The organism is Roseburia sp. AF25-13LB (assembly GCF_003478915.1).
GTDB lineage: Bacteria > Bacillota > Clostridia > Lachnospirales > Lachnospiraceae > Roseburia_C > Roseburia_C amylophila.
Genome location: NZ_QUFO01000001.1, coordinates 140,373 through 165,816 on the forward strand (window position 1 = coordinate 140,373; position 25,444 = coordinate 165,816).

A 25,444-nucleotide genomic window follows, 5' to 3' on the forward strand; every position below is an offset into this window, starting at 1 on the left:
GATAGAATGATTTCAAATGTTTTACGGGAAGGAATGAAAATTGATATTCATATAGTGAACCAGACGGAAAGGCCAGAATCTGCAGAAAAGGCTGCACCAGTTTACAAGAGTCAGATTTTTGAACTGTTTGAAAATGGTGAAATGGAGATAATGATGCCGATTCAGAGTGGAAAACTGATATTACTTCCACTGGGACTTCGCTATGAATTTGTATTCTATACACCGAATGGATTGTATAAAAGCATTGGTCAGATCTGGGAACGTTATAAGACGGAGAACCGCTACCTGCTCCGGATTGTATTAAATACACCACTGAGCAAATATCAGAGACGGGAATATTACCGTATGGAATGTGTCCTTGATATGGGGTATTTCCATCTGACAGACGAAGAAGCGGAAATGGAACAGACGGAAGACATCATCGCAAGTCTCAGGGATGATGATTTTTATAAAAAGCAGAAAAAGGGCACTATTGTTGATATCAGTGGAGGTGGTGTACGCTTTGTAACGAATGAGCAGTTAGAAGAGGGAAAAGCTGTTCTGATTATTGTGATGCTACAGACGCAGACCGGTGAAAAACAATATTATCTTCCAGGATATATCCTGCGAAGTACGAAGCTGTTAAATCGTGATAATATGTATGAAAACCGACTGAAATTTATTATTCGTGATGATAAAATAAGGGAAGAAATTATCAGGTATATTTTTGCAGAAGAAAGAAAAGCAAGACAGAGAGGAAAAGGATAGGGTTAAATTAATAGAATGAAAAAGAATATTCTGGTTGTTGATGACTCAGCACTCATGAGAAGAGTCATCTGTGATATAATTAATTCAGATAGTGGTTTTCAGGCAACGGATACATGCAGAGATGGCTTGGAAGCATATGAAAAATTGTGTCAGAAAGCATATAACGCAGTTGTTTTAGATGTAAATATGCCAAGAATGAACGGACTGGAACTACTTGAAAGATTACAAAAAGAAAATATAAAAGCAACAGTAGTAATGGTCAGTACATTAACGACAGATGGAGCTGAAGTTACACTCAAGGCAATGGAACGTGGTGCAATTGACTTTATCGAGAAACCAAATAATCTGATAGAGACAAAGGGACAACGTTTCCGGGAAAAACTGATAAAAGTTCTTGCAACAATAACTGCAGCAGGAAGCACACAGACGTATCAGAAAAAAGTAATTACGAATGTGGTAAAACCGGCAGCTGTCCGGAAGATTAGAACGAAGGATGCAGCCCGGAGCAAGATTGTTGCAATTGCATGTTCCACAGGCGGTCCAAAATCCTTACAGAGTGTGATTCCATTGCTGAAATCCAATATGGATGCACCAGTTCTTGTGGTTCAGCATATGCCGGCTGGTTTTACAAAATCCATGGCAGCCCGGCTGAATGAACTCAGCCCGCTGGATGTGAAAGAGGCAAACGAAGGTGATGTTTTGGAAAAAGGACATGTTTATGTGGCACCGGGAGGAAAACATTTACTGGTACAGCGGTTAGCAGATGGAACGCACTGTATTGTTTTAAGTGATGCACCGGCAATTGGCGGATTAAGACCATGTGCCAATCTGATGTATGAGTCTTTGATGGACAGCGGCTATGATGAAATTACCTGTGTAGTTCTTACCGGAATGGGTGCTGATGGAACAAAGGGAATTTCAGAACTCCAGAAAGAAAAAAATGTATACGTAATTGCTCAGGATGAAGAAACATCTGTGGTATATGGAATGCCAAAGGCAATTGCAGAGACAGGACTTGTTGATGAAATAGTACCATTAGAAAGTGTTGCGGACACAATTCTAAAGAATGTGGGGGTAAATTAAAGATGGATGTAAGCCAGTATCTAGAAATTTTTATTGATGAGACAAGTGAGCATATCCAGAGCCTGAATGATTGCATTATGACTTTGGAAAAGGAGCCGGAAAACAAAGATACCATTAATGAAATTTTCCGTGCAGCACACTCCTTAAAGGGAATGGCAGGAACCATGGGCTTTAAGAGAATGCAGCATTTGACTCATGATATGGAAAATGTATTCCAGGAAGTTCGTAGTGACAAAGTAAAAGTCACCAGTGAAATGATTGATATTCTTTTCCAGTGTCTGGATGCAATTGAAAGTTACCTCGATACGATCAAGAGTACATCAGATGAAGGTACAGAAGACAACGAAGCACTGATTACAGCTTTGAACAAATTCTTAGAGAATGCAGAAAACGGCGGAGCAGCCGCACCTGCAAAGGAAGAGAAAAAAGAAGAAAAGAAAGCAGAAGAACCGGAAAACGGTGATGGTAAAAAGAAATACTTAAGCGTAGAATTTTCTTCCAAAGATAAAGATGCGTTAAAAGCAGCTGAAGAAAGTGGAAACAAAATTTACGGAATTACAGTAGAAGTACAGAAAGACTGCCTTTTGAAAGCGGCAAGAGCATTCCTTGTATTTAAAGCAGTAGAAGAGTTTGGACAGATTGTTGTTTACAGTCCAAGTTCCCAGGATATTGAGGATGAACGTTTTGAACTGGACTTCAGTTTGTTCTTATCATCCAATGCTGCATTAGATGATATTTTAAAAGCAGTTAAAAATGTATCTGAAATTGCGGATGCCGTTGGTGAAGAAGTGAAGACGGCAACCCTATTCCATGAGGAAAATGTACAGGAAAATCTTCCGGCAAATACATCAGCAGCAAAGCCGGCAGAGCAGGCAGTACATAAAGAGAATAAACCGGCACAGACTAAGTCAAAACCGGCAGGCAAACCGGTTACAAACCGTACCGTGCGTGTGGATATCGAAAAACTGGATGCACTGATGAACCAGGTGAGTGAGCTGATTATTGCAAAAAACAGTCTGGTATCCATTGGCTCCCAGGAAGGAGGCAATTTCCAGAATCAGTCATTCCATGAGCAGATTGAGTATCTGGAAAGAATTACAACCAGTCTTCATGAATCGGTTATGAAAGTGCGGATGGTTCCAATTGAGAGCGTTGTAAACAAATTCCCACGTATGATTCGTGACCTTTCCAGAAGATTGAATAAGAAGATGGAATTGTGCATGACCGGTGAAGATACAGAACTTGATCGTACTGTAGTTGACCAGATTGGCGACCCGTTGCAGCATCTGCTTCGTAACTCTGCTGACCATGGTCTTGAGAGTGCAGAAGTTCGTAAGGAACGCGGTAAGCCAGAAACAGGAACCATTAATCTGAATGCATTCCAGGAAGGAAATAATGTAATCATTGAAGTAAGTGATGATGGTAACGGAATTGATACAGAGAAGGTTAAAGCAAAAGCAGTAGAGCGTGGTCTGGTAACACCGGAACAGGCAGAAAAGCTGAGCCAGAAAGAAATTATCGATTTCTTATTTATGCCGAGTTTCTCTATGGCAAAACAGATTACCGATATTTCCGGACGTGGTGTAGGTCTTGACGTTGTTAAATCCAATATTGAAGCATTAGGCGGAGATGTTGAGGTAAAGAGCAAACTTGGCGTTGGAACCAAATTCGTAGTAAGACTGCCACTTACACTGGCAATCATTCAGGCGTTGATGGTAGAAATCCGCGATGAAAAATATGCAATTGCGTTAGGCGCAATTCAGACTATCGAGGATATTCCGGTTGAAGATATTAAATATGTAGAATCCAAGGAAGTAATTAATTTACGTGGTTCTGTTATTCCAATCATCCGGCTGGATCAGATACTTGATATTCCACCGAAGGATGAAGAAGTAGAAAGCCTTACTGTTGTTATCGTAAGAAAAGGCGACCGTTATGCAGGACTTGTTGTAGACAATCTTCTTGGACAGCAGGAAATCGTAATTAAATCACTTGGTAAGTATATTAATAATAATAAGACAATCAGCGGTGCAACAATTCTGGGTGATGGCGAAGTCGCATTAATCCTGGATGCAAATACATTGATTTAACAGGGGGTGTGCAGAGTGGCAGAGCAACTTGAAACAGTAGAAAATATCAGAAAACAGTATATTGTTGTAAAAATCGGAAATGAGCAGTACGGAATCGATATCAGTTATGTAGACAATATTGTCCGTATGCAGAAGATTACAAGAGTACCTAGAGTACAGAATTTCTTTAAAGGAATTATCAATCTTCGTGGAGAAATCGTACCGGTTATGAGTCTCAGAATCCGTATGGAACTGGAAGAAGATGTATTTACCAATGCCAGCCGTATTATAATTTTAAAAATTGAACAGCAGAGTGCACTGGGAATAATCGTGGATGAAGTAAAAGAAGTTGTTACATTAGGAACCAATGAAATTGATAAAGTGAGTGGCGATATGAAGAATGCCAAGGTATCTTTTATCGATGGAATCGGTAAAAACGGAGATGAATTAATTTCCCTTCTGGATATTCATTCTATTATAGAAGAAAAAGAAAATGCGTAATTGTTATAGATATAGTGAGGCAAATGCCTCACTATATTCTATATCTTGAAATGACAGCAGGAGGATAAAATTGGCGGATTATACTTTGAACCAGGTAAATGACATGTATGTGGATGTCTTAAAAGAAATTGGAAATATTGGTGCCGGAAATGCAACAACTGCAATGGCAAATATGTTGAATATCCGGATTAATATGGATGTACCAAGAGTTGAATTACTGACCTTTCAGGAACTGGGTTCTGCAATTTGCCCGGAAGATGAGTCAATCGTAGGAATCTATCTGGAAGTAACAGATGATATTACCGGCAGCATGATGTTTCTTATGAAACTTGATTCTGCACATTATCTGGTAAATAAACTAATGGGACGTCCGGCAGATTATGCGGAAGATTTTGATGAGATGGATATGTCTGCATTAAAAGAAATAGGAAATATCATTGCCGGTTCTTATCTGAACGCGCTTTCTGCCATGACGCAGCTTACTATTGCACCATCGGTTCCTTATATTGCAATTGATATGGCGGGAGCTATTTTAAGTGTTCCGGCAATACAGTTTGGTAAAATTGGAGACAATGCACTTATGATTACGACAGAATTCGGAGATGAAGTGATGATAGAAGGATATTTTATTCTGTTACCTGACCTTGAGTCTTATGAGAAGATTCTGAAATCTCTGGGAATTACCTTATAAGGAGAAGGGTATCAATGGGTGAAGTAATAAAAGTTGGTATGGCAGACTTAAATATTTGCAAGGCTCCGGATACAATTACCACATTAGGACTGGGTTCCTGTATAGGAATAGCATTGCTAGACCCGGTTACAAAGATTGGCGGACTTGCACATATTATGCTGCCAGACAGTACAAAGATGAAAAATAATTCGAATATAGCGAAATTCGCAGATACAGGAATTGTAGAGCTGGTTCGCCGGATGACAGAAGCAGGGGCGGCAAAGAGCAGGCTTGTAGCAAAGATTGCAGGCGGAGCCAGAATGTTCGAGGTAAGTGGTAACTCTGAAGTGGGAAATATTGGAGCAAGAAATGCAGAAGCTTCCAGACAGAAACTGAAGGAGCTTGGTATTCCGCTTCTGGCAGAGGATACCGGGCTGAATTATGGACGTACCGTAGAATTACATTGCGATACCGGAGAATTCTATATTAAGTCTGTTGGAAAAGAATTGAAAATTATTTAGATTGAGGATGTAAAGATGAAGACAAAACCGATTCCTGCAATCGTAATGTTGACCGCAGGATTTATTACCTGTATTGTGGCAATTTTTCAGAAAATGGAATTGCTTGCCTTTACAAAGACATTATTGCTGGTACTGATTATATTCTATCTGCTTGGGGGCATTGCAGCTTATATCTTGGAAAAGAATTTTAAAGCTGCAAAGGATGAAGAAAGCAGTACAGAAGAAAAAGCAGATGGTGATGCAGAAGAGTCTGCTGATGAGAAAAAAGAAGATACATCAGAAAAGTCAGAAAAAGAGGAAGAGAAAAGAGCGAAAGAAGAGTAATTATAAGAAACCGGAGGCTATGGCATGAAAACAGTGGACAGAGAAAAACTGTGGGAAAGCTATCAGAAAAATCCAGTATCTGAAATACGGGAACAGATTATCATAGAATATGCTCCGTTAGTTAAATTAGTAGCGGGCAGATTGAGTATGTATCTTGGATATAATGTAGAATATGAAGATTTGGTCAGCTATGGAATCTTTGGACTGATTGATGCAATTGATAAATTTGACCGAAGCAAGGATGTTAAATTTGAGACATATGCAAGCCTTCGAATCCGTGGGGCAATATTAGACCAGATTCGTAAAATGGACTGGATACCGAGGGCTGTTCGCCAAAAACAGAAAAAGATTGACGAAGCAATAAAAAATATAGAAATGAAGACAGGAAAGACGGCATTGGATGAAGAGATTGCAAGCGAACTCGGGGTATCAGAGGATGAATACCTGAACTGGCAGTCCCAGTTAAAAGTTACCAATGTTGTTTCTTTAAATGAGTTTGTGGAGCAGGGAACAGAGCCTGCGATGGATGCGACAAAAAATTCCCATTTTGCACAACCGGAAGATGTGGTGGCAGAAAGCGAACTGAAAGAAGTTTTGGCACAAAGCCTTGAGACCTTGACGGAAAAGGAACGCAGGGTAATTGAACTTTATTATTATGAAGAACTTACCTTGAAGGAAATCAGCAGTATTCTTGAAGTATCTGAATCAAGAATATCCCAGCTTCATACCAGAGCTCTGGCAAAGATGAAAAAGAAAATGGGAAGTTATATGGATATATTGGTTGATGAAAGTTAAAAGGAGGGAAGCTATGGGACAGGCAAATGCTTATTTTCAATTTGTGATAAAGGAACATGCGACTTATATTAAGCTTTTCCCGGCAGCTCTGGAAGGAAATGTTATTGAAATTGGTGAACTGACAGAGTATCTGGAAAGGCATGGCTGCCCGGATTATAATTTAAAGGAACTGGTTGCAGCAATTAACAGCAATGAGATGACAGAGATTATGGTCGGAGATATTTATCCGATTCAGATAAATGAAGAGATGTCCGTAACAGTATCAGCAGATGCCATGGAGGCGGTATGCAGGTTTTATCCGGCTGCAGGTGGCACGAATATAAATGTGCAGGAAATTATAAGGGATTTAACTGCAAAAGGTGTCAAAGCAGGGGTTGATCAGGATGAAATTTTAAAATTTTTCCAGGATAGGGCATACTGTACCGATTTTGTGCTGGCAAAAGGGAAAAAACCGGTAGATGGTCAGGATGCCAGAATTGAATATTATTTTAATACAGATGTTAATTTAAAGCCGAAGAAAAATGAAGATGGTTCGGTAGATTACCGTGAACTGAATGTAATCAGCCATATCAATGAAGGCGACCTTCTGGCAAAATTATTTCCGGAAGATCATGGAATCAAAGGATATGATGTACAAGGAAGGGAAATTAAACCAAAACAGGTACGCTCCCTTCAGTTAGAATATGGAAATAATATCCGGGTATCGGAAGACAAAACAGAACTGTACTCTGAAGTAACCGGACATGCAAGTCTGGTAAATGGTAAAGTATTTGTATCAGATGTCTATGAAGTCCCGGCAGACGTGGATAATTCCACCGGTAATATTGATTATCCGGGAAACGTTACCGTAAGAGGTAATGTAAAGGGTGGTTTTTCAATTATTGCAAAAGGTGATATAGTAGTAGACGGCGTGGTAGAAGATGCACTGATACAGGCGGGTGGTCAGATTATTGTAAAACGTGGAATTCATGGAATGACCAAAGGAATACTTCGGGCACAGGGAAATGTTATCTGCAAGTTTATTGAAAATGCAACCATCATTTCCGGAGGTTATGTTGAAACAGATTCTATTTTACATAGTAAGGTATCCGCAGCAACAGAGGTTCGCGTAAGTGGTAAGAACGGATTCATAACAGGTGGTGTTATCCGGGCGGGCAGTCTGGTAGAAGCCCAGACCATTGGTTCCAGCCTTGGAGCAGGAACACGTATTGAAGTTGGTGTGGATCCGGAAAAGAAAGAACGTTATGTGAAAGTGCAGGAAGAACTGCTTCAGCTGAATAAGACCATTGAACAGATTCGGACGATTCTTACTACCTATGGAGAGAAGCTTAAGAATAAAGAAAAACTGGATCAGGGAAAAATCCAGTATATTGAACAGCTTATGCGTGCTTTTAAGGAGAAGGAAGCTCAGCGTACACCATTAGAGCATGAATACGAAAGGCTGCAGAGTATATTAAATGGCAGTAGCAATGCAAGGGTGAAAGTATCAAAGACACTGTATGCGGGAGTAATTGTAAATATTACCGATGTAAGCCTTATTGTAAAGGATGACAGAAGTTTCTGCCAGCTTTATAAGGACGAGGGTGAAGTAAAAATCTCAAACATGTAATGAAGTACGGTTGAGACAGGCTGGAGGTGCATGGATATGTCGATTCGTCCGGTAGATATGAATGGAGTTATTCAGAGAACACAGGATGTTGGAACACTGAAACAACAGCAGGATATGAAACCTATGGTGGATCAGCAAAATATACAGATGGAAGTGCAAAGAGAAGAATACCGCCAATCAGAGCAGGTGACCAGGAAAGATGATTCCCAGATGGAAGAACATCGTTTTGATGCAAAGGAAGAGGGAAAGGGTCAGTACCAGCGGCAGGAACAACGGAAAAAGAAACAGAAAGAAGACCGTGTGGTTATCAAAGGTGCAATTGGCGGCTTTGATGTTAAAATATAAAAAGGAGTGTATCTGACAGATGACAGGCGTGGAAATCATCCTGATTCTGGCTGGTCTGGTTATGATGATAGGAAGCTTTATGGTAACAGAAAAGCTATCCGGTGCAGAATTAGACCGTATTGCGGAACTGAGTCAGAATGAGATAAAAAAAATACTGGAAAACAAGTTGAAAGATGCAGAAGCTGCGATAGAAGACCAGATTGACCATGCAATTGAAGATTCCACAGATAAGGTGGAGCGGGCACTGGATAAAGAGACCAATGAAAAAATGCTGGCAATCGGTGAATATTCGGATACCGTTATGGAGAAGATGAATCAGACCCATAATGAGATTATGTTTTTATACAGCATGCTAAATGACAAGCACACAGAACTGACAAAGCTTGCAGGACAAATTGGCGAGATGTCAGCCGAAATCGGTGAGAGCTTAGAAGAGGCGAAAGAGTCTGTAGTTAAAGAAACAGAAGAAGTAAAAGCCACAGAGGAACCGGTGGAGACAGAAGCGGAACCGGCAACCGGAGAGATGGAAGAACAGCCGGAGCAGACGAATCATAACGAAAAAATCCTTGCCTTATACAGTCAGGGAAAATCGTATGTAGAGATAGCAAAGGAACTGGGCCTTGGACAGGGTGAAGTGAGATTGGTTGTAGGATTGTATAAAGGAGTAGATACAAGTGAAGTTTAAGTATTATCTGAGAGGCTTGGGAATTGGTATTCTGATAAGCACGATTATCTTATCCATATCATTTGCAATGAAGAAAAATGACCTTTCAGATGATGAAATCATTGCAAGGGCAAAAGAACTTGGAATGGTAATGGAAGATACCGGAAAGGACACCATACCAAAAGCTACAGAAACAGAAGATGAGATTCCAAAGAGCACGGAAGACGGTTTTAATACAGAACAGACAGATATGCAGCCGGGAATAACTGATTCAGGGGAGATATCGCAGGATGTGGGAACAGATGGAGCGGATGCCGTACCACCGTCACAGGATGGAACTAATATGGTACAGAAGGAATTTACCGTAGAAGTAGGAGATTCTTCTAATGCGGTTTCGCAGCGTCTGCAGGAAGAAGGTCTTGTGGACAATGCAGAAGCATTTAATAAATATATGGTAGATAATAATTATGCCAATTTTGTCCTGCCTGGAACCGTAACGATTCCGGAAGGGGCTGGCTATGAAGAAATTGCCGGAATACTTACGGATAAAACGATTCATCATTAAAAAAAGGTTGCATAGCATGGCTGAGTATGATATAATCCATGCGTTGCGATAAATTTACACATATACCGATTGTCAGATTGGTGCCGCAAGGTTGTCTGATAATAAGAAGTATATGGAAGAATAACCAAATGGAGGAAAAACAATGAGCGTTATTTCAATGAAACAGTTATTAGAAGCAGGTGTTCATTTTGGACATCAGACCAGAAGATGGAATCCTAAAATGGCTCCATACATCTACACAGAGAGAAATGGTATCTACATCATCGACCTGCAGAAATCTGTAGGCAAAGTTGATGAGGCTTACAAAGCTATGGCAGATATCGCTGCTGATGGTGGTACTATTCTTTTCGTAGGAACAAAGAAACAGGCTCAGGATGCAATCAAAACAGAAGCAGAGCGTTGTAACATGTTCTATGTAAACGAGAGATGGTTAGGTGGTATGCTTACTAACTTCAAGACAATCCAGAGCCGTATTGCAAGATTAAAAGCAATCGAAACTATGGAAGAGGATGGAACATTTGATGTTCTTCCTAAGAAAGAAGTTATCAAATTAAAGAAAGAATTAGACAAATTACAGAAGAACTTAGGCGGAATTAAAGAAATGAAGAAGATTCCAGATGCTATCTTTATCGTAGATCCTAAGAAAGAAAGAATCTGCGTTCAGGAAGCTCATTCCTTAGGAATTCCACTTATTGGTATTGCAGATACAAACTGTGATCCGGAAGAGTTAGATTATGTAATTCCTGGTAACGATGATGCAATCAGAGCCGTTAAATTAATCGTTTCTAAAATGGCAGATGCTGTTATCGAAGCAAATCAGGGAACTGTTGATGTTGACACTGAAGCTGCAGAGGATGCAGAAGAAGCTGTAGAGGCATAAGAACAGTATTTTAAACGATAAGAAACACACAACGTGTGTATAAAACAGGACAGACAGTAATTGCCTGTCCTTACCTTTAGAAAAAATAAATGGAGGAAAATGAAGATGGCTATTACAGCAGCAATGGTAAAAGAACTGCGTGAATTAACCGGCGCAGGAATGATGGATTGTAAAAAAGCATTAGGTGAAACAGACGGCAACATGGATGAGGCTGTTGAATATTTAAGAAAAAACGGACAGGCAAAAGCTGAGAAGAAAGCTGGAAGAATTGCAGCAGAAGGTCTTTGTACTGTTGTAGTAAAAGATGATAAGACAGCAGCAGTTGTTGAAGTTAACTCTGAAACAGACTTCGTTGCTAAAAATGATACATTCCGTGAGTTTGTAGAGGCTGTTGCAACACAGGCAGTAAACTCTGACGCAGCAGACATGGATGCATTCATGGAAGAAAAATGGAATGCAGATGAAAGCAAGACAGTAAAAGATGCATTAGTAGAGAAAGTTGCAGTTATCGGAGAGAACTTAAAGATTCGTAGATTCGAAAAGGTTGTAGCTGAGAATGGTTGTGTAGTATCTTATATCCATGGCGGCGGAAGAATCGGTGTTATCGTTGATGCTGACACAACTGTTGTAAATGATGCAGTAAAAGAAGCATTAACCAACATTGCAATGCAGATAGCAGCTTTAAATCCAAAATATGTTTCCAGAGATGAAGTAAGTGCAGATTACATCGCACATGAGAAAGAAATTCTCTTAGCTCAGATTATGAATGATCCGAAAGAGTCCCAGAAACCGGAAAAGGTTATCCATGGAATGATCGAAGGACGTATCAGCAAAGAGTTAAAAGAAATCTGCTTAGTAGATCAGGTATATGTAAAAGCAGAAGATGGAAAACAGACAGTTGGAAAATACTTAGAGCAGGTTTCCAAAGAAGTTGGTGCTCCTGTATCTGTTAAGAAGTTTGTACGTTTCGAAACAGGTGAAGGTTTGGAGAAGAAAAATGAAGACTTTGCTGCAGAAGTTGCTGCTCAGATAGCAGGAAACTAAGCAAAAGCTTAGCACAAATTGTAAAAGTATATAAAATTCCCCTGTAGAGTGATTTCTGCAGGGGAATTTTCTGACAAAAGAAAGAAAAATCTCAAGAAGTAATTCAATTAAAATTATTTTTTATAGTGATATTTTGTTAAAGTGTGTTACAATAGAAAAGAGATTTTATGACCGGGAGGTCACTACATGGAAGAGAAGACCACGAAGGGGTTAAAGGAACAGCGGGAAAGGCGAAAACGCATTAATCGCATGAAGACGGGGATTATAACATCTATCTTCGCCTGGATGCTGATATCGATTATTTTGTGCGTGGTATTGTTGTGCCGGGTAATTTCTTTACAGAACCAGATAGACAGGCTGGTATCAAGCGGTATTGTTTCCGGAAAGGTACAGCAGGACGAGAACCAGTCGAAAGGAGAAATGTCTACTGGAACGGAATTACAGACAGACACAGAATATCAGGATCAGAATGCAGACAGTTCGATTATCCAGCCATTGGTGGCAGAGGATGAAAGCAACAAGGCACAGCCGGGAGATCAGCTTAAAGTATATCTTACCTTTGATGATGGACCAAGTTCCAATACGGCAGCTATTCTTGATACATTGGCGCAGTATAATGTGAAAGCAACATTTTTTGTTGTAGGAAAAGAAGATGAAGAGTCCCAGGAGATGTATAAAAGAATTGTAAATGAGGGGCACACACTGGGAATGCATTCTTATTCCCATAAATACAGTGTGATTTACGATTCGCTTGAAAATTTTGAGGATGATTTTACCAAAATACAAAATTATCTTTATGATATAACGGGAGAGGATTGCCATTATTATCGTTTCCCGGGTGGAAGCAGCAATCAGGTCAGTAATACTGATATGAAAGAGTTTATAAAATATCTGAATGATCAGGATGTTACTTATTTTGACTGGAATGTAACCAGTGGTGATGCTACATCACAGGCATATACAGCGGACGAGCTGGTAGATAATGTGTTAGAGGATGTGGTAAAATATAAAACATCGGTTGTGTTACTTCATGATGCAAATACGAAGGAGACAACGGTGGAAGCCTTAGGTCCGATGATTGAGGCACTACAGGCACAGGGAGTAGAGTTACTTCCGATTACTGAGGATACAACTGTAATACAGCATATTAGTGCAGACAGTGTTCAATAGAAAAAATGGAGGTTTTTAAGAATGAGCTTTTTTAAAGATTTTAAAGAGGATTTATCACAGGCAGTGAACGAACTGGTACCGGGTGAAGACACAACAGAGGCAGCAGAGCAGGATAACGATGTAGTAGTCAATACATTGGAAGATGAACTGGATGTGGAGTCTGAATTATCCAAATTGGACGGACTTTTAGAAAAGGTTACCAAGGATGCCAATGCTCCGGTAGAGAAGGAAGCACCGGCACAGGAAACAGAAACAAAAGTAGAGACACCAGCTGCAGAAGAAAAAGAAGATTTACATATTCAGGAGGAAAGTAAAATGAGTGAGACAACAGCAAATGAAACCATGACAATGCCAGAAGAGACAGTAACACCGGTACAGCCGGCAACTCCGGCGCATTTTGCTCCGGTTCAGACATCAGATGAAGTTTCAGATGAAGTATCTGTAATCACAGAAGGAACATCCATTACAGGTAATATGGCATCTACTGGTTCTTTAGATATCCGTGGAAATATTAATGGTGATGTTCAGTGTAATGGCAAGCTGGTTGTTACCGGAACTATCAATGGAAACAGCAATTCTGCTGAATTCTTCGCTGATGCTGCAAAAGTAGAAGGTGAAGTGGTAAGCACCGGAACTGTTAAAATCGGACTTGGTTCTGTCATTATTGGAAATATTACCGCAAGCTCTGCAGTTATCGCAGGAGCAATCAAGGGCGATATCGATGTTCAGGGACCTGTAGTTGTAGATACTTCTGCAGTTGTTATGGGTAACATCAAATCCCGTTCTGTTCAGATTAACAATGGTGCAGTTATCGAAGGTTTCTGTTCCCAGTGCTATGCTGATATTGATGTGGAAAGTCTTTTTGGAGAGAATAAATAATGAAGAGAGTATTTTTAAAATTAAGTGGAGAAGCACTTGCAGGAGAAAAGAAAACAGGTTTTGATGAGCCGACCGTAACAGAAGTTGCCCGCCAGGTAAAACAGATTGTAGATGGCGGATGCCAGGTTGGAATCGTAATTGGTGGCGGTAATTTCTGGAGAGGACGTTCCAGCGAGACTATCGACCGTACCAAAGCAGACCAGATTGGTATGCTTGCAACGATTATGAACTGTATTTATGTATCTGAAATCTTCCGTTCTGTTGGAATGATGACACAGATTCTGACTCCGTTTGAGTGTGGAAGCATGACCAAACTTTTCTCAAAAGACCGTGCCAATAAATATTTTGAAAAAGGAATGGTAGTATTTTTTGCAGGTGGAACAGGACATCCTTATTTTTCAACAGATACCGGAATTGTACTCCGTGCCATTGAAATGGATGCAGAGGGCATTTTCCTGGCAAAAGCCATTGACGGTGTCTATGACAGTGACCCGAAGGTAAATCCGGCAGCAAAGAAATATGATGAGGTATCCATTCAGGAAGTGATTGATAAGAAGCTTGCAGTAGTAGATTTAACCGCATCTATTATGTGTATGGAAAATAAAATGCCAATGTATGTATTCGGATTAAATGAGCCGGACAGCATTGTAAATGCAATGAGCGGAAAATTTAACGGCACGAAAGTGACTGTATAATAAAGGAGATTATTTATGGATAGCAGATTAAACCCATATGAAGAGAAAATGCAGAAATCATACGAGAATCTTGTGGAAGAATATGCAACTATCCGGGCAGGAAGAGCGAATCCGCATATCTTAGACAGAATTACTGTAGATTATTATGGAACACCGACCCCGTTACAGCAGGTTGCAAATATCAATGTTCCGGAGCCAAGAATGATTCAGATCCAGCCTTGGGAAGCATCCCTTGTAAAAGAGATTGAAAAAGCAATTTTAACATCTGATTTAGGCTTAAATCCAACCAACGATGGTAAAGTAATCCGTCTTGTATTCCCGGAGCTTACCGAGGAAAGACGTAAAGAACTGGCAAAGGATATTAAGAAAAAAGGTGAGAATGCCAAGGTGGCAATCCGTAATATCAGAAGGGATGCCAATGATGCATTCAAGAAACAGAACAAAGCAAATGAAGTATCTGAGGATGAATTAAAGGAATTAGAAAACGATACTCAGAAAATTACGGATAAATATATTGCAAAAATTGATGGTGCAGTAGAGGAAAAGACAAAGGAAATCCTTACGGTATAATCTTATCCATGTACGACACATATGGGGACATAGCGCGATTGCCGTGTCCCCTTTTATGTTGTAAACATCTGTAAAAAGGAGAACAAAGATGAAGATTCCAAAACATGTTGCAATTATTCTGGATGGAAACGGACGCTGGGCAAAGAAAAGAGGAATGCCAAGAAACTATGGACATACTATGGGGGCAAAGAATGTTGAAGTTATCTGTAAAGCAGCGCATGATCTGGGCATAGAATACGTAACCATGTATGCATTTTCCACAGAGAACTGGAACCGTCCACAGAATGAAGTAGATGCTTTGATGAAGCTTTTGAGCAGTTATCTTAAGAACTGTATAAAGACAGCGGACAAGAATAATATGAGAGTCCGTGTAATCGGGGATACCAGCCGGCTGGATGATAAATTCCAGCAGCAGATTGCTGTATTGGAAAGAGAATCTGCCCATAATACGGGACTGAATTTACAGATTGCCATTAATTATGGAGCAAGAGATGAAATGATCCGTGGAATGAAGAAAATGTGGCAGGATGGTATTTCGGCAGAGGAGATTACCGAAGAGAAATATGAATCCTATCTTGATACGAAAGATATCCCGGATCCTGATCTTATGATCCGCACCAGTGGAGAACAGCGGCTTTCCAACTTCTTGCTGTGGCAGTTTGCTTATAGTGAGTTATATTTTACAGAGGTTCCATGGCCGGACTTTACACCGGAAGAACTGCGTAAAGCAGTAGAGGATTACAGCGGAAGAGACCGGAGATATGGAAAGATAGAGGAGGAGTAATATGTTTAAGACAAGATTATTAAGTGGAATCGTGCTGGTAATTCTGGCACTGGTATTCATTATTACCGGAAATGATTTGCTGCTGGCAGTAACCGGAATTATTTCTTTGATTGGATTGTATGAACTGTATCGTGTGTTTAAAATTGAAAAAAGCTGTGCCGGTGTCGTCGGCGGACTGGCAACGATTGTATATTATTGCAATCTGAAATTTCAGTTTATTCCGGATATGCTGTTATTTGTCATCGCACTTTTGGTAGTGCTGATGTTTGTATATGTATTTTCTTATCCGAAATATCATACCGAGCAGATGTTAGCAGCATTTTTTGGTGTATTTTATGTATCGGTGATGCTTTCTTATGTATATCAGACCAGAATGCTACCGGGTGGAGCTTATATTGTATGGTTAATTTTCTTATGCTCCTGGGGCTGCGATACCTGTGCATATTGCGTGGGTGTGCTGATTGGAAAACACAAGATGGCACCGGTGCTTTCTCCGAAGAAATCCTGGGAAGGAGCTGTTGGCGGAGTAGTGGGAGCAGCATTATTAACCCTGATTTATTGCTTTGTTTTCCAGGGCTCTATGGGAAGCACCAACCGTGATATCATTATGCTTTGCATGATTTGTGCGATTGGGGCAATCATATCTATGATTGGAGACCTGACTGCATCTGCAATCAAACGTAATTATGACATTAAAGATTATGGCAAACTGATTCCTGGCCATGGTGGAATCTTAGATCGTTTTGACAGTGTAATATTTACAGCGCCAATTATTTATTATCTTGCATTATATCTGATTGGCAAGTAGGAGGAAACATGAAGAAGATTGCAATTTTAGGTTCCACTGGTTCCATCGGAACCCAGACACTTTCTGTTGTAAGAGAACATGGAGATATTGAAGTAACTGCACTTGCGGCAGGACATAATATTGCAAAATTAGAAGAACAGATCCGGGAGTTTCATCCGGCTTTGGTTGCTGTATGGGCAGAAGAGGATGCGATTGAGCTTCGGACAAGGGTTGCAGATTTGAAGGTAAAGGTGGCTTCCGGGATGGAAGGACTTTTAGAAGTAGCAACGGAAGAGAAAGCAGAGATTCTTGTAACTGCCATTGTGGGTATGCTTGGTATCCGTCCGACCATAGCCGCTATGAAAGCAGGAAAGGACATTGCACTAGCTAATAAGGAGACTTTAGTTACCGCAGGACATATTATTATGCCGCTGGCAAAGGAATGTAATGTGAAAATCCTTCCAGTGGACAGTGAACACAGTGCAATCTTTCAGTCTCTGCAGGGAGCCGGAGACAATAAAATTGCAAAAATACTTTTGACAGCTTCCGGCGGACCATTCCGTGGAAAGAAGCGGGCGGAATTAGAACAGGTAAAAGTGGAAGATGCATTGAAGCATCCGAACTGGAGCATGGGACGTAAAATCACTATTGATTCCGCAACCATGATAAATAAGGGACTTGAAGTCATTGAAGCAAAATGGCTGTTTGATGTAAATGCAGACCAGATTCAGGTTGTAGTACAACCACAGAGTATCATACATTCTATGGTAGAGTATGAAGACGGTGCAGTCATTGCACAGCTTGGAACGGCAGATATGCGGCTTCCAATCCAGTATGCCCTGTATTATCCGAAACGGTTACACTTAAGTGGAGACCGGCTTGATTTCTGGAAAATGAAGGCAATTACATTGGAAGAGCCGGATATGGAGACTTTTTACGGATTGAAACTGGCTTATGAAGCCTGTAGAAAGGGCGGTAACATTCCGACTGCTTTTAATGCAGCAAATGAGAGAGCGGTAGCAATGTTCTTAGACGGAAAGATCCGTTTCTTGGAGATTCCGGAAATTGCACAGGCGTGTATGGAGCAGTGTACCTATATTGCCAGTCCGTCCGTAGAAGAAATCCTTGCAACAGAGCAGGCTGCGTATGAGTATATAGAGAGCAGGTGGTAGATTGAAAATAATCATTGCAATCTTAATGTTCAGTTTTATTATTATTTTTCATGAACTGGGACATTTTTTGCTGGCAAAGAAAAATAAAATCAAAGTAAATGAATTTTGCCTGGGACTTGGACCAACGCTATTTGGAATTACAAAGGGAGAGACAAAATATTCCATAAAACTGCTGCCTTTTGGTGGAGCATGTATGATGGAAGGCGAAGACGGAGAGTCGGAAAGTGAAGGCTCCTTTAACAGCAAGTCCGTATGGGCGAGAATAGCAGTTGTAGCGGCAGGACCGGTTTTTAACTTTATTCTGGCATTCTTTCTGGCACTGATTGTTATCGGGACAGCCGGATTTGACCGGCCGGAGGTAAAAGGTGTTATGGAAGGATATCCGGCAGAGGAAGCAGGACTTCAGGCTGGAGATATCATTAAAGAAATCAATGGAAAGAACATTCATATTTATCGTGAAGTAAGTGTTTACACGCTGTTTCATTCCAATGAGAATCTGGAAGTGACCTATGAAAGAGATGGAGAGGAATATACCTGTACCATCAGCCCGAAATATGATGAAGAAGCAGGAAGAAATCTCTTTGGAATCTATGGAAATACCATGCGTGAGCGGGGTAATATTTTTGAGACCATAAAATATAGCGTATATGAAGTGAAATACTGGATAGAAGTTACCATGGACAGCTTGAAGATGTTAGTGACCGGAAGAGTCAGTGTCAATGAACTTTCGGGACCGGTAGGTATTGTAAAGAATATTGGTGATACTTATGACGAGAGCAAGTCAGCGGGAACGCTATCGGTGGTATTGACATTAATTAATTATTCCATAATGCTGACTGCCAATCTTGGAATTATGAACCTGCTTCCATTACCGGCATTAGACGGAGGAAGACTGGTATTTCTGATTATAGAAGCCGTCAGAAAGAAACGGGTGGATCCGGACAAAGAGGGCATGGTTCATTTTGTCGGACTGATGCTGCTTCTGGCATTGATGGTGCTTGTTATGTTTAACGATATTCGAAAATTATTTTAAATAATCCTGCACAGGAGGAAAAGCAATCATGGAACGAAAAGATACGAAAGTGGTAAAAATAGGAGACCGTATCATCGGTGGAAAAAATCCAATCCTGATACAGTCAATGACCAATACAAAGACAGAGGATGTAAAAGCAACCGTAGAGCAGATTAACCGTCTGGCAGCGGCAGGCTGTGATATCATCCGCTGTGCGGTGCCGACAATGGAAGCCGCAGAAGCATTGACTGAGATTAAGAAGCAGATAGCAATACCACTGGTTGCAGATATTCATTTTGATTACCGGCTGGCTATTGCTGCCATGGAGCATGGAGCAGATAAAATCAGAATCAATCCGGGCAACATCGGAAGCAAAGAGCGTGTACAGGCTGTGGTAGACGTAGCAAAGGAAAGAAATATTCCAATCCGTGTGGGAGTCAACAGCGGTTCACTGGAAAAGGATTTAGTAGAAAAATATCATGGTGTTACCGCAGAAGGCATTGTAGAAAGTGCTTTGGATAAAGTGCATCTTATTGAAGATATGGGATATGACAATCTCGTTATCAGTATCAAATCTTCAGATGTTATGATGTGTGTAAAAGCCCATGAACTGATTGCTGAGCAAACCAATCATCCCCTGCATGTGGGAATTACAGAGGCAGGAACGATTATCAGCGGAAATATTAAATCCTCCATTGGACTGGGACTGATTTTAAATCAGGGGATTGGAGATACCATTCGTGTTTCATTAACCGGAGATCCGTTAGAAGAAATCAAATCAGCAAAACTGATTTTAAGAACCTTGGGACTCCGCAAGGGTGGCATTGAGGTAGTATCCTGTCCGACCTGTGGAAGAACAAGAATCAACTTAATCGAACTGGCAAATCAGGTAGAGAATATGGTAGCGGACATTCCTTTAGACATCAAGGTTGCTGTTATGGGCTGTGTAGTCAACGGACCGGGAGAAGCAAAGGAAGCCGATATCGGAATTGCCGGCGGTGTGGGAGAAGGACTAATTATAAAGCATGGTCAGATAGACCGTAAAGTACCGGAGAATCAGCTCTTAAGTGAATTAAGAAAGGAACTTTTGAACTGGAATAAGGAGTAGGAAAAATTATGGCAAAACTGTTTTTTGAAGTTTTTCCGACATTAAAGATTACCGGAGAGATGAGTGCACTTTTGAAAGAAACAGAGATTACAAAAGTGGCATCGAATTCCGCACAGAATGCACTGCGGATTTATTTAGAGAGTACAAGGCTAATTCCCAAACCGGAAATCTATCATATTGAACAAGAAATCAGACAACAGCTATTTCCGCACAAGGAGATAGCTGTTAAAATCATAGAAAAATTTAATTTATCCAGCCAGTATACACCGGAAAAACTGATGGCGGTATACCGGGAGAGTATTTTAGAAGAGATTCGCAATTACAGCGTACTGCTCTATAATCTGATGCGCTGCAGCAAAATGGAATTTGACCGGGAAGACCATATGATTCTTACCATAGAGGATACCATTGTTGCCACAGAGCGGAGTAATGAACTGATTGATATCTTAGAAAAAATCATCTGCGAACGTTGTGGATTAAAATTAATGATTGAGCCACAGTATGAGAAGCCGGCAGAAAATGATTATTTAAAGAGTGCAGACAGCCAGATTGAAACAGAGGTTGCCCATATCGTGGCACGAACCGCTGCTGCAAGAACGCAGAATGCGGATGGCATGGAACAGCCTGCTGCCAATGAAGCAAACGCACAGCCCGATGCTAGAGCGTCAGAAAAGGAAAAAACACCTGCTGCCCCGGAGAAAAAACAGACTACCGGCACAGAAGGTGCAGGAGCAGCACCTGCTGCTGGAAAGAATAACTTTTCCGGCGGAAAGGATTTCAAGGGAAAATCTTCCTTCCAGAGAAGAGATTTTGTTAAAAAATCAGACAATCTGGATGTTATTTATGGCCGTGATTTTGAAGAGGATGCAATTCCGATTGAGACCATCGTAGGTGAAATGGGAGAAGTTGTCATCCGTGGACAGATAATGACATTAGATACAAGAGAAATCCGTGGTGAAAAGACAATTATCATTATGTCGGTAACGGATTTTACGGATTCCATTGTGCTTAAAATCTTTACAAAAAATGAGAATCTACCGGAACTGATGGGAGATTTGAAAAAGGGAGCATTTCTTAAAATTAAAGGTGTAACGACCATTGATAAATTTGACAGTGAGCTGACCATCGGCTCCATTGTCGGAATTAAGAAAATCCCTGATTTTACTACAATAAGAATGGACAACAGCCCGTTAAAGAGAGTAGAGCTTCATTGCCATACCAAGATGAGTGACATGGATGGTGTTACTGATGTAGGAGATCTGGTAAAAAGGGCATATAAGTGGGGACATAAGGCACTGGCGATTACCGATCATGGAAATGTCCAGGCATTCCCGATTGCAAACCATGCACTGCCGGATGACCCGGACTTTAAGATTATCTATGGTGTGGAAGCTTATCTTGTGGATGACTTGAAGGACATTGTAGAAAATTCAAAGAATCAGTCTCTGCAGGATACCTATGTGGTATTCGATATAGAGACCACCGGATTTTCACCGCTGGTAAATAAAATTATTGAAATTGGTGCGGTAAAAGTAGAAAAAGGGAATATAACCGAGCGCTTTTCCACTTTTGTTAATCCGGAAGTGCCGATTCCGTTCCACATTGAAAATCTGACCGGAATCAAAGATGATATGGTAATTACGGCACCGGTGATTGCAGAAGTTATGCCGGAGTTCTTAGCCTTCTGTGATGGTGCTGTTATGGTAGCACACAATGCTGATTTTGATATGAGCTTTATCAAATATAACTGTGACCGTTTAAGCATTCCTTATGATTTTACCATTGCAGATACTGTTGCCATGGCACGAATGCTGTTGCCGAATCTGAACCGTTTTAAGCTGGATACCGTAGCAAGGGCATTAAATATTTCGCTGGAGAATCATCACCGTGCGGTAGACGATGCAGCATGTACCGCTGAAATATTTGAAAAGTTTGTAAAAATGCTTGCTGACCGTGGCATCAATACACTGGATGAATTAAATGCCGAGGGACATGTCAGCAAAGAGACCGTTATGAAGATGCCGACCCATCATGCTATTATTCTTGCAACGAATGATCTGGGTCGTGTGAATCTCTATAAGCTGATATCCTTATCCCACCTTGATTATTTCCATCAGAGGGCGAGAATTCCAAAGAGCGAATACTTAAAACACAAGGAAGGCTTACTGATTGGTTCTGCCTGTGAGGCGGGAGAACTTTATCAGGCAATTTTACAGGGACGGCCGCAGGAAGAGATTATCCGTCTGGTGAAGTTTTATGATTACCTTGAAATCCAGCCTCTTGGAAATAATGCATTTATGATAAAAGATGAAAAAGCACCGATTTCCACCATGGATGAATTAAAGGACATTAACCGCCGGATTGTAAAATTAGGAGAAGAATTCCATAAGCCGGTTGTGGCAACCTGTGATGTGCATTTTATGGACCCGGAGGATGAAGTATACCGTCGTATTATTCTGGCGGGTAAAGGCTTTAAGGATGCCGATGAGCAGGCTCCGCTATATCTTCGTACCACAGAAGAAATGTTGGAGGAATTCAGCTATTTAGGCAGTGAGAAAGCGAAAGAAGTTGTTATCGATAATACCAATAAGATCGCAGATATGTGCGAGCGCATTTCTCCGGTTCGCCCGGATAAGTGTCCGCCGGTAATTGAAAATTCCGATCAGATGCTGCGTGATATCTGCTATAACAAGGCACATGAGATGTATGGAGAGGATTTGCCGGAAATCGTATCGGAGCGGTTGGAGCGGGAGTTAAAATCCATTATCGGAAACGGTTATGCGGTAATGTATATCATTGCCCAGAAGCTGGTTTGGAAATCCAATGAGGATGGTTATCTGGTAGGTTCCCGTGGGTCCGTAGGTTCTTCTTTTGCGGCAACCATGTCCGGAATCACGGAGGTAAATCCGCTGGCACCACATTATTACTGTGCCCACTGTCATTACAGTGATTTTGATTCGCCGGAAGTAAAGGAATATGGCGGACAGTCCGGTTGTGATATGCCGGATAAGCGGTGTCCGAACTGCGGCAAACCACTGGTGAAAGCAGGATTTGACATTCCGTTTGAAACATTCCTTGGATTTAAGGGAAATAAAGAGCCGGATATTGATCTTAACTTTTCCGGTGATTACCAGAGTAAATCCCATAAATATACAGAAGTAATTTTCGGCGCGGGACAGACCTTCCGTGCCGGAACCATTGGTACGCTGGCAGATAAAACCGCATTCGGTTATGTAAAGAATTATTATGAAGAGCATGGTGTGCATAAGAGAAATTGTGAGATAGACCGGATTGTGCAGGGCTGCGTGGGAATCCACCGGACCACCGGACAGCATCCGGGAGGTATCGTAGTATTGCCAGTGGGGGAAGAAATTTACTCCTTTACACCGATTCAGCATCCTGCTAACGATATGACAACCGATATTATTACGACTCATTTTGAGTACCATTCCATTGATCACAACTTATTAAAGCTTGATATTCTCGGACACGACGATCCGACCATGATCCGTATGCTTGAGGACTTAACTGGAATTGATGCACAGAAGATTCCGCTGGATGATAAGTCCGTTATGTCCTTATTTAAGAATACCAGTGCACTGAGTATTACACCGGATATGTTGACGAACTGTACACTCGGTGCCCTTGGAATTCCTGAGTTTGGAACAGACTTTGCGATGCAGATGTTAATTGACGCAGACCCGCAGTCCTTTTCCCATCTGATTCGAATTGCAGGTCTTTCACACGGTACGGATGTATGGTTAGGAAATGCCCAGACATTGATTGAAGAGGGAAAAGCAACCATTTCTACGGCAATCTGTACCCGTGATGATATTATGATTTATCTTATCAGTATGGGACTTGACAGTGAGGAATCCTTTACCATTATGGAGTCTGTCCGTAAGGGAAAGGGCTTAAAACCGGAGTGGGAGGAAGAAATGACTGCCCACGGCGTACCAGACTGGTATATCTGGTCCTGTAAGAAGATTAAGTATATGTTCCCGAAAGCCCATGCGGCGGCATACGTTATGATGGCATGGCGTATTGCTTACTGTAAGGTGTTTTATCCGCTGGCATATTATGCAGCATACTTTTCCATCCGTGCAACCGGATTCAGTTATGAGCTTATGTGTCAGGGAAAAGACAAGCTGAATTATTTCATGCGTGATTATGAGAAACGAAAGGATTCACTATCGAAGAAGGAGCAGGATACCTATAAGGATATGCGTATTGTGCAGGAAATGTATGCAAGAGGCTATGAGTTCTGGACCATTGATTTATATAAAGCCCAGGCATCCCGTTTCCAGATTATTGATGGCAGACTGATGCCTGCCTTAAGTACGATAGATGGTCTTGGCGAGAAGGCGGCAGAGGCAGTGGTAGAGGCTGCAAAGGATGGTCCGTTCCTTTCCAAGGATGATTTCAGACAGCGGACCAAAGTTAGTAAGACCGTAATTGATCTGATGGGAGACCTTGGATTATTTGGGGACTTGCCGGAATCGAACCAGCTTTCTTTATTTGATTTTTAATACATAGGAAGGTATAATTGTTAAAAGGAGTGAGGAGCATGAACGAAGTATATGAAAAGCTTTTAAAATGTTATGCATGTTTTGAAGATAAGATTGATTTTAAACCACAGGCAGCATTGATTTTAGGCTCCGGATTAGGAGATTATGCTGACACGAATATGAAGGTGGAAGCAGTGCTTGATTATCACGATATCGAAGGGTTTCCGGTATCAACGGTACCGGGGCATAAGGGGCGCTTCGTATTCGGTTATGTAGGGGATGTGCCGGTAGTATGTATGCAGGGACGTGTGCATTATTACGAAGGTTATTCCATGCAGGATGTTGTGCTGCCAACAAGATTAATGAAAATGATGGGCGCAAAGGTACTCTTTCTTACCAATGCTGCAGGGGGAATACAGCAGGGAATGAAAGCCGGAGATCTGATGATGATTACCGGGCAGATTGGCTGCTTTGTACCATCTCCTTTAATCGGGGCAAATATCGATGAACTGGGGGAAAGGTTCCCGGATATGAGCCATATCTATGATGAGGATTTACAGAAAATAATCCGAAAAGCTGCCATTGAAGCAGATATTCCGCTTCGGGAAGGCACTTACCTGCAGTTATCAGGACCGAATTTTGAAACACCACAGGAGATTTCCATGTGCCGTGTACTGGGGGCAGATGCGGTAGGCATGAGTACAGCCTGTGAAGCCATTGCAGCAAATCATATGGGGATGAAAATCTGCGGTATTTCCTGTATTTCAAATCTTGCGGCAGGAATTTCACCATTTTCCCTGACACACCGTGAAGTTCAGGAGACAGCAGATCGTGTTGCACCATTGTTTAAAAAGCTGGTGACCGATTCTATTACCGGTATGAAAACATTTCTGTAAGAAAATGGTATAGCGGGAAGCAGCTATAGAAATTAAATATAAGAGG

General features: G+C 41.1%; 24 protein-coding genes and 1 pseudogene. All 25 read left to right on the forward strand.

The window, feature by feature from the left end:
• The first annotated feature begins 6 nt into the window (after positions 1-6).
• The 25 genes and pseudogenes from DWY37_RS00660 (at position 7) to DWY37_RS00780 (ending at position 25,398) form a co-directional block, all read left to right on the forward strand.
• Positions 7-747, forward strand: a complete 741-nt coding sequence (locus tag DWY37_RS00660) for a flagellar brake protein (RefSeq protein WP_117841162.1) — start codon at positions 7-9, stop codon at positions 745-747.
• Positions 748-762: 15 nt separating this feature from the next.
• Positions 763-1,830 (forward strand): chemotaxis-specific protein-glutamate methyltransferase CheB, encoded by a 1,068-nt coding sequence (cheB, locus tag DWY37_RS00665; RefSeq protein ID WP_118087523.1) that lies wholly within the window; start codon positions 763-765, stop codon positions 1,828-1,830.
• A 2-nt stretch (positions 1,831-1,832) separates the two neighbouring features.
• Positions 1,833-3,920 carry a chemotaxis protein CheA gene (locus DWY37_RS00670; protein ID WP_117699040.1) on the forward strand — a complete coding sequence of 696 codons (2,088 nt, stop codon included), beginning with the start codon at positions 1,833-1,835 and terminating at the stop codon, positions 3,918-3,920.
• A 15-nt stretch (positions 3,921-3,935) separates the two neighbouring features.
• Positions 3,936-4,400, forward strand: a complete 465-nt coding sequence (locus DWY37_RS00675; protein WP_022243288.1) for a chemotaxis protein CheW — start codon at positions 3,936-3,938, stop codon at positions 4,398-4,400.
• 70 nt (positions 4,401-4,470) lie between these two features.
• Positions 4,471-5,091, forward strand: coding sequence for a chemotaxis protein CheC (locus DWY37_RS00680; RefSeq protein ID WP_022243287.1), 621 nt, complete (start codon positions 4,471-4,473; stop codon positions 5,089-5,091).
• A gap of 14 nt (positions 5,092-5,105) precedes the next feature.
• Complete coding sequence (locus tag DWY37_RS00685) at positions 5,106-5,591, forward strand: chemotaxis protein CheD (protein WP_022243286.1); 486 nt, start codon at positions 5,106-5,108, stop codon at positions 5,589-5,591.
• A gap of 15 nt (positions 5,592-5,606) precedes the next feature.
• Complete coding sequence (locus DWY37_RS00690) at positions 5,607-5,915, forward strand: hypothetical protein (RefSeq protein WP_117699038.1); 309 nt, start codon at positions 5,607-5,609, stop codon at positions 5,913-5,915.
• Positions 5,916-5,939: 24 nt separating this feature from the next.
• The gene (locus DWY37_RS00695) at positions 5,940-6,710 is read left to right on the forward strand and encodes a sigma-70 family RNA polymerase sigma factor (protein ID WP_117841159.1); all 771 of its coding nucleotides are present in this window, start codon (positions 5,940-5,942) and stop codon (positions 6,708-6,710) included.
• 13 nt (positions 6,711-6,723) lie between these two features.
• Positions 6,724-8,319, forward strand: a complete 1,596-nt coding sequence (locus tag DWY37_RS00700; protein WP_158575644.1) for a FapA family protein — start codon at positions 6,724-6,726, stop codon at positions 8,317-8,319.
• Between the two features lie 30 nt (positions 8,320-8,349).
• Positions 8,350-8,664: a hypothetical protein gene (locus DWY37_RS00705; RefSeq protein WP_147403569.1), complete on the forward strand. Its 315-nt coding sequence runs from the start codon at positions 8,350-8,352 to the stop codon at positions 8,662-8,664.
• Between the two features lie 19 nt (positions 8,665-8,683).
• The gene (locus DWY37_RS00710; protein ID WP_117698702.1) at positions 8,684-9,349 is read left to right on the forward strand and encodes a DUF6115 domain-containing protein; all 666 of its coding nucleotides are present in this window, start codon (positions 8,684-8,686) and stop codon (positions 9,347-9,349) included.
• Positions 9,339-9,893: a hypothetical protein gene (locus DWY37_RS00715; protein WP_118542037.1), complete on the forward strand. Its 555-nt coding sequence runs from the start codon at positions 9,339-9,341 to the stop codon at positions 9,891-9,893. Before DWY37_RS00710 ends, DWY37_RS00715 begins: the two co-directional genes overlap by 11 nt.
• Positions 9,894-10,035: 142 nt before the next feature.
• The gene (rpsB, locus tag DWY37_RS00720; RefSeq protein WP_022243279.1) at positions 10,036-10,773 is read left to right on the forward strand and encodes a 30S ribosomal protein S2; all 738 of its coding nucleotides are present in this window, start codon (positions 10,036-10,038) and stop codon (positions 10,771-10,773) included.
• Between the two features lie 105 nt (positions 10,774-10,878).
• On the forward strand, positions 10,879-11,817 hold the full coding sequence (gene tsf / locus DWY37_RS00725) for a translation elongation factor Ts (protein ID WP_022243278.1): 939 nt from the start codon (positions 10,879-10,881) through the stop codon (positions 11,815-11,817).
• Positions 11,818-12,003: 186 nt separating this feature from the next.
• The gene (locus DWY37_RS00730; protein ID WP_117698705.1) at positions 12,004-12,987 is read left to right on the forward strand and encodes a polysaccharide deacetylase family protein; all 984 of its coding nucleotides are present in this window, start codon (positions 12,004-12,006) and stop codon (positions 12,985-12,987) included.
• Positions 12,988-13,008: 21 nt separating this feature from the next.
• A complete protein-coding gene (locus DWY37_RS00735) occupies positions 13,009-13,866 on the forward strand; it encodes a polymer-forming cytoskeletal protein (RefSeq protein WP_022243276.1) in 858 nt (285 codons plus the stop codon).
• The gene (gene pyrH, locus DWY37_RS00740; RefSeq protein WP_022243275.1) at positions 13,866-14,561 is read left to right on the forward strand and encodes a UMP kinase; all 696 of its coding nucleotides are present in this window, start codon (positions 13,866-13,868) and stop codon (positions 14,559-14,561) included. The genes DWY37_RS00735 and pyrH overlap by 1 nt, the downstream gene beginning before the upstream one ends.
• A gap of 15 nt (positions 14,562-14,576) precedes the next feature.
• Positions 14,577-15,131: a ribosome recycling factor gene (gene frr / locus DWY37_RS00745; protein ID WP_022243274.1), complete on the forward strand. Its 555-nt coding sequence runs from the start codon at positions 14,577-14,579 to the stop codon at positions 15,129-15,131.
• An 82-nt stretch (positions 15,132-15,213) separates the two neighbouring features.
• Positions 15,214-15,915: pseudogene (locus DWY37_RS00750) on the forward strand (isoprenyl transferase); the annotation flags it as partial.
• A 1-nt stretch (position 15,916) separates the two neighbouring features.
• Positions 15,917-16,723 carry a phosphatidate cytidylyltransferase gene (locus tag DWY37_RS00755; RefSeq protein WP_117698707.1) on the forward strand — a complete coding sequence of 269 codons (807 nt, stop codon included), beginning with the start codon at positions 15,917-15,919 and terminating at the stop codon, positions 16,721-16,723.
• An 8-nt stretch (positions 16,724-16,731) separates the two neighbouring features.
• Positions 16,732-17,874 carry a 1-deoxy-D-xylulose-5-phosphate reductoisomerase gene (gene dxr, locus DWY37_RS00760; protein WP_117698708.1) on the forward strand — a complete coding sequence of 381 codons (1,143 nt, stop codon included), beginning with the start codon at positions 16,732-16,734 and terminating at the stop codon, positions 17,872-17,874.
• A 1-nt stretch (position 17,875) separates the two neighbouring features.
• On the forward strand, positions 17,876-18,907 hold the full coding sequence (rseP, locus tag DWY37_RS00765; RefSeq protein ID WP_118542035.1) for an RIP metalloprotease RseP: 1,032 nt from the start codon (positions 17,876-17,878) through the stop codon (positions 18,905-18,907).
• Positions 18,908-18,935: 28 nt separating this feature from the next.
• Positions 18,936-19,994: a flavodoxin-dependent (E)-4-hydroxy-3-methylbut-2-enyl-diphosphate synthase gene (ispG, locus tag DWY37_RS00770; RefSeq protein WP_118057388.1), complete on the forward strand. Its 1,059-nt coding sequence runs from the start codon at positions 18,936-18,938 to the stop codon at positions 19,992-19,994.
• Between the two features lie 8 nt (positions 19,995-20,002).
• Positions 20,003-24,523, forward strand: coding sequence for a PolC-type DNA polymerase III (locus DWY37_RS00775; RefSeq protein ID WP_118544400.1), 4,521 nt, complete (start codon positions 20,003-20,005; stop codon positions 24,521-24,523).
• A gap of 38 nt (positions 24,524-24,561) precedes the next feature.
• On the forward strand, positions 24,562-25,398 hold the full coding sequence (locus DWY37_RS00780) for a purine-nucleoside phosphorylase (protein ID WP_022243267.1): 837 nt from the start codon (positions 24,562-24,564) through the stop codon (positions 25,396-25,398).
• Positions 25,399-25,444: the final 46 nt, after the last annotated feature.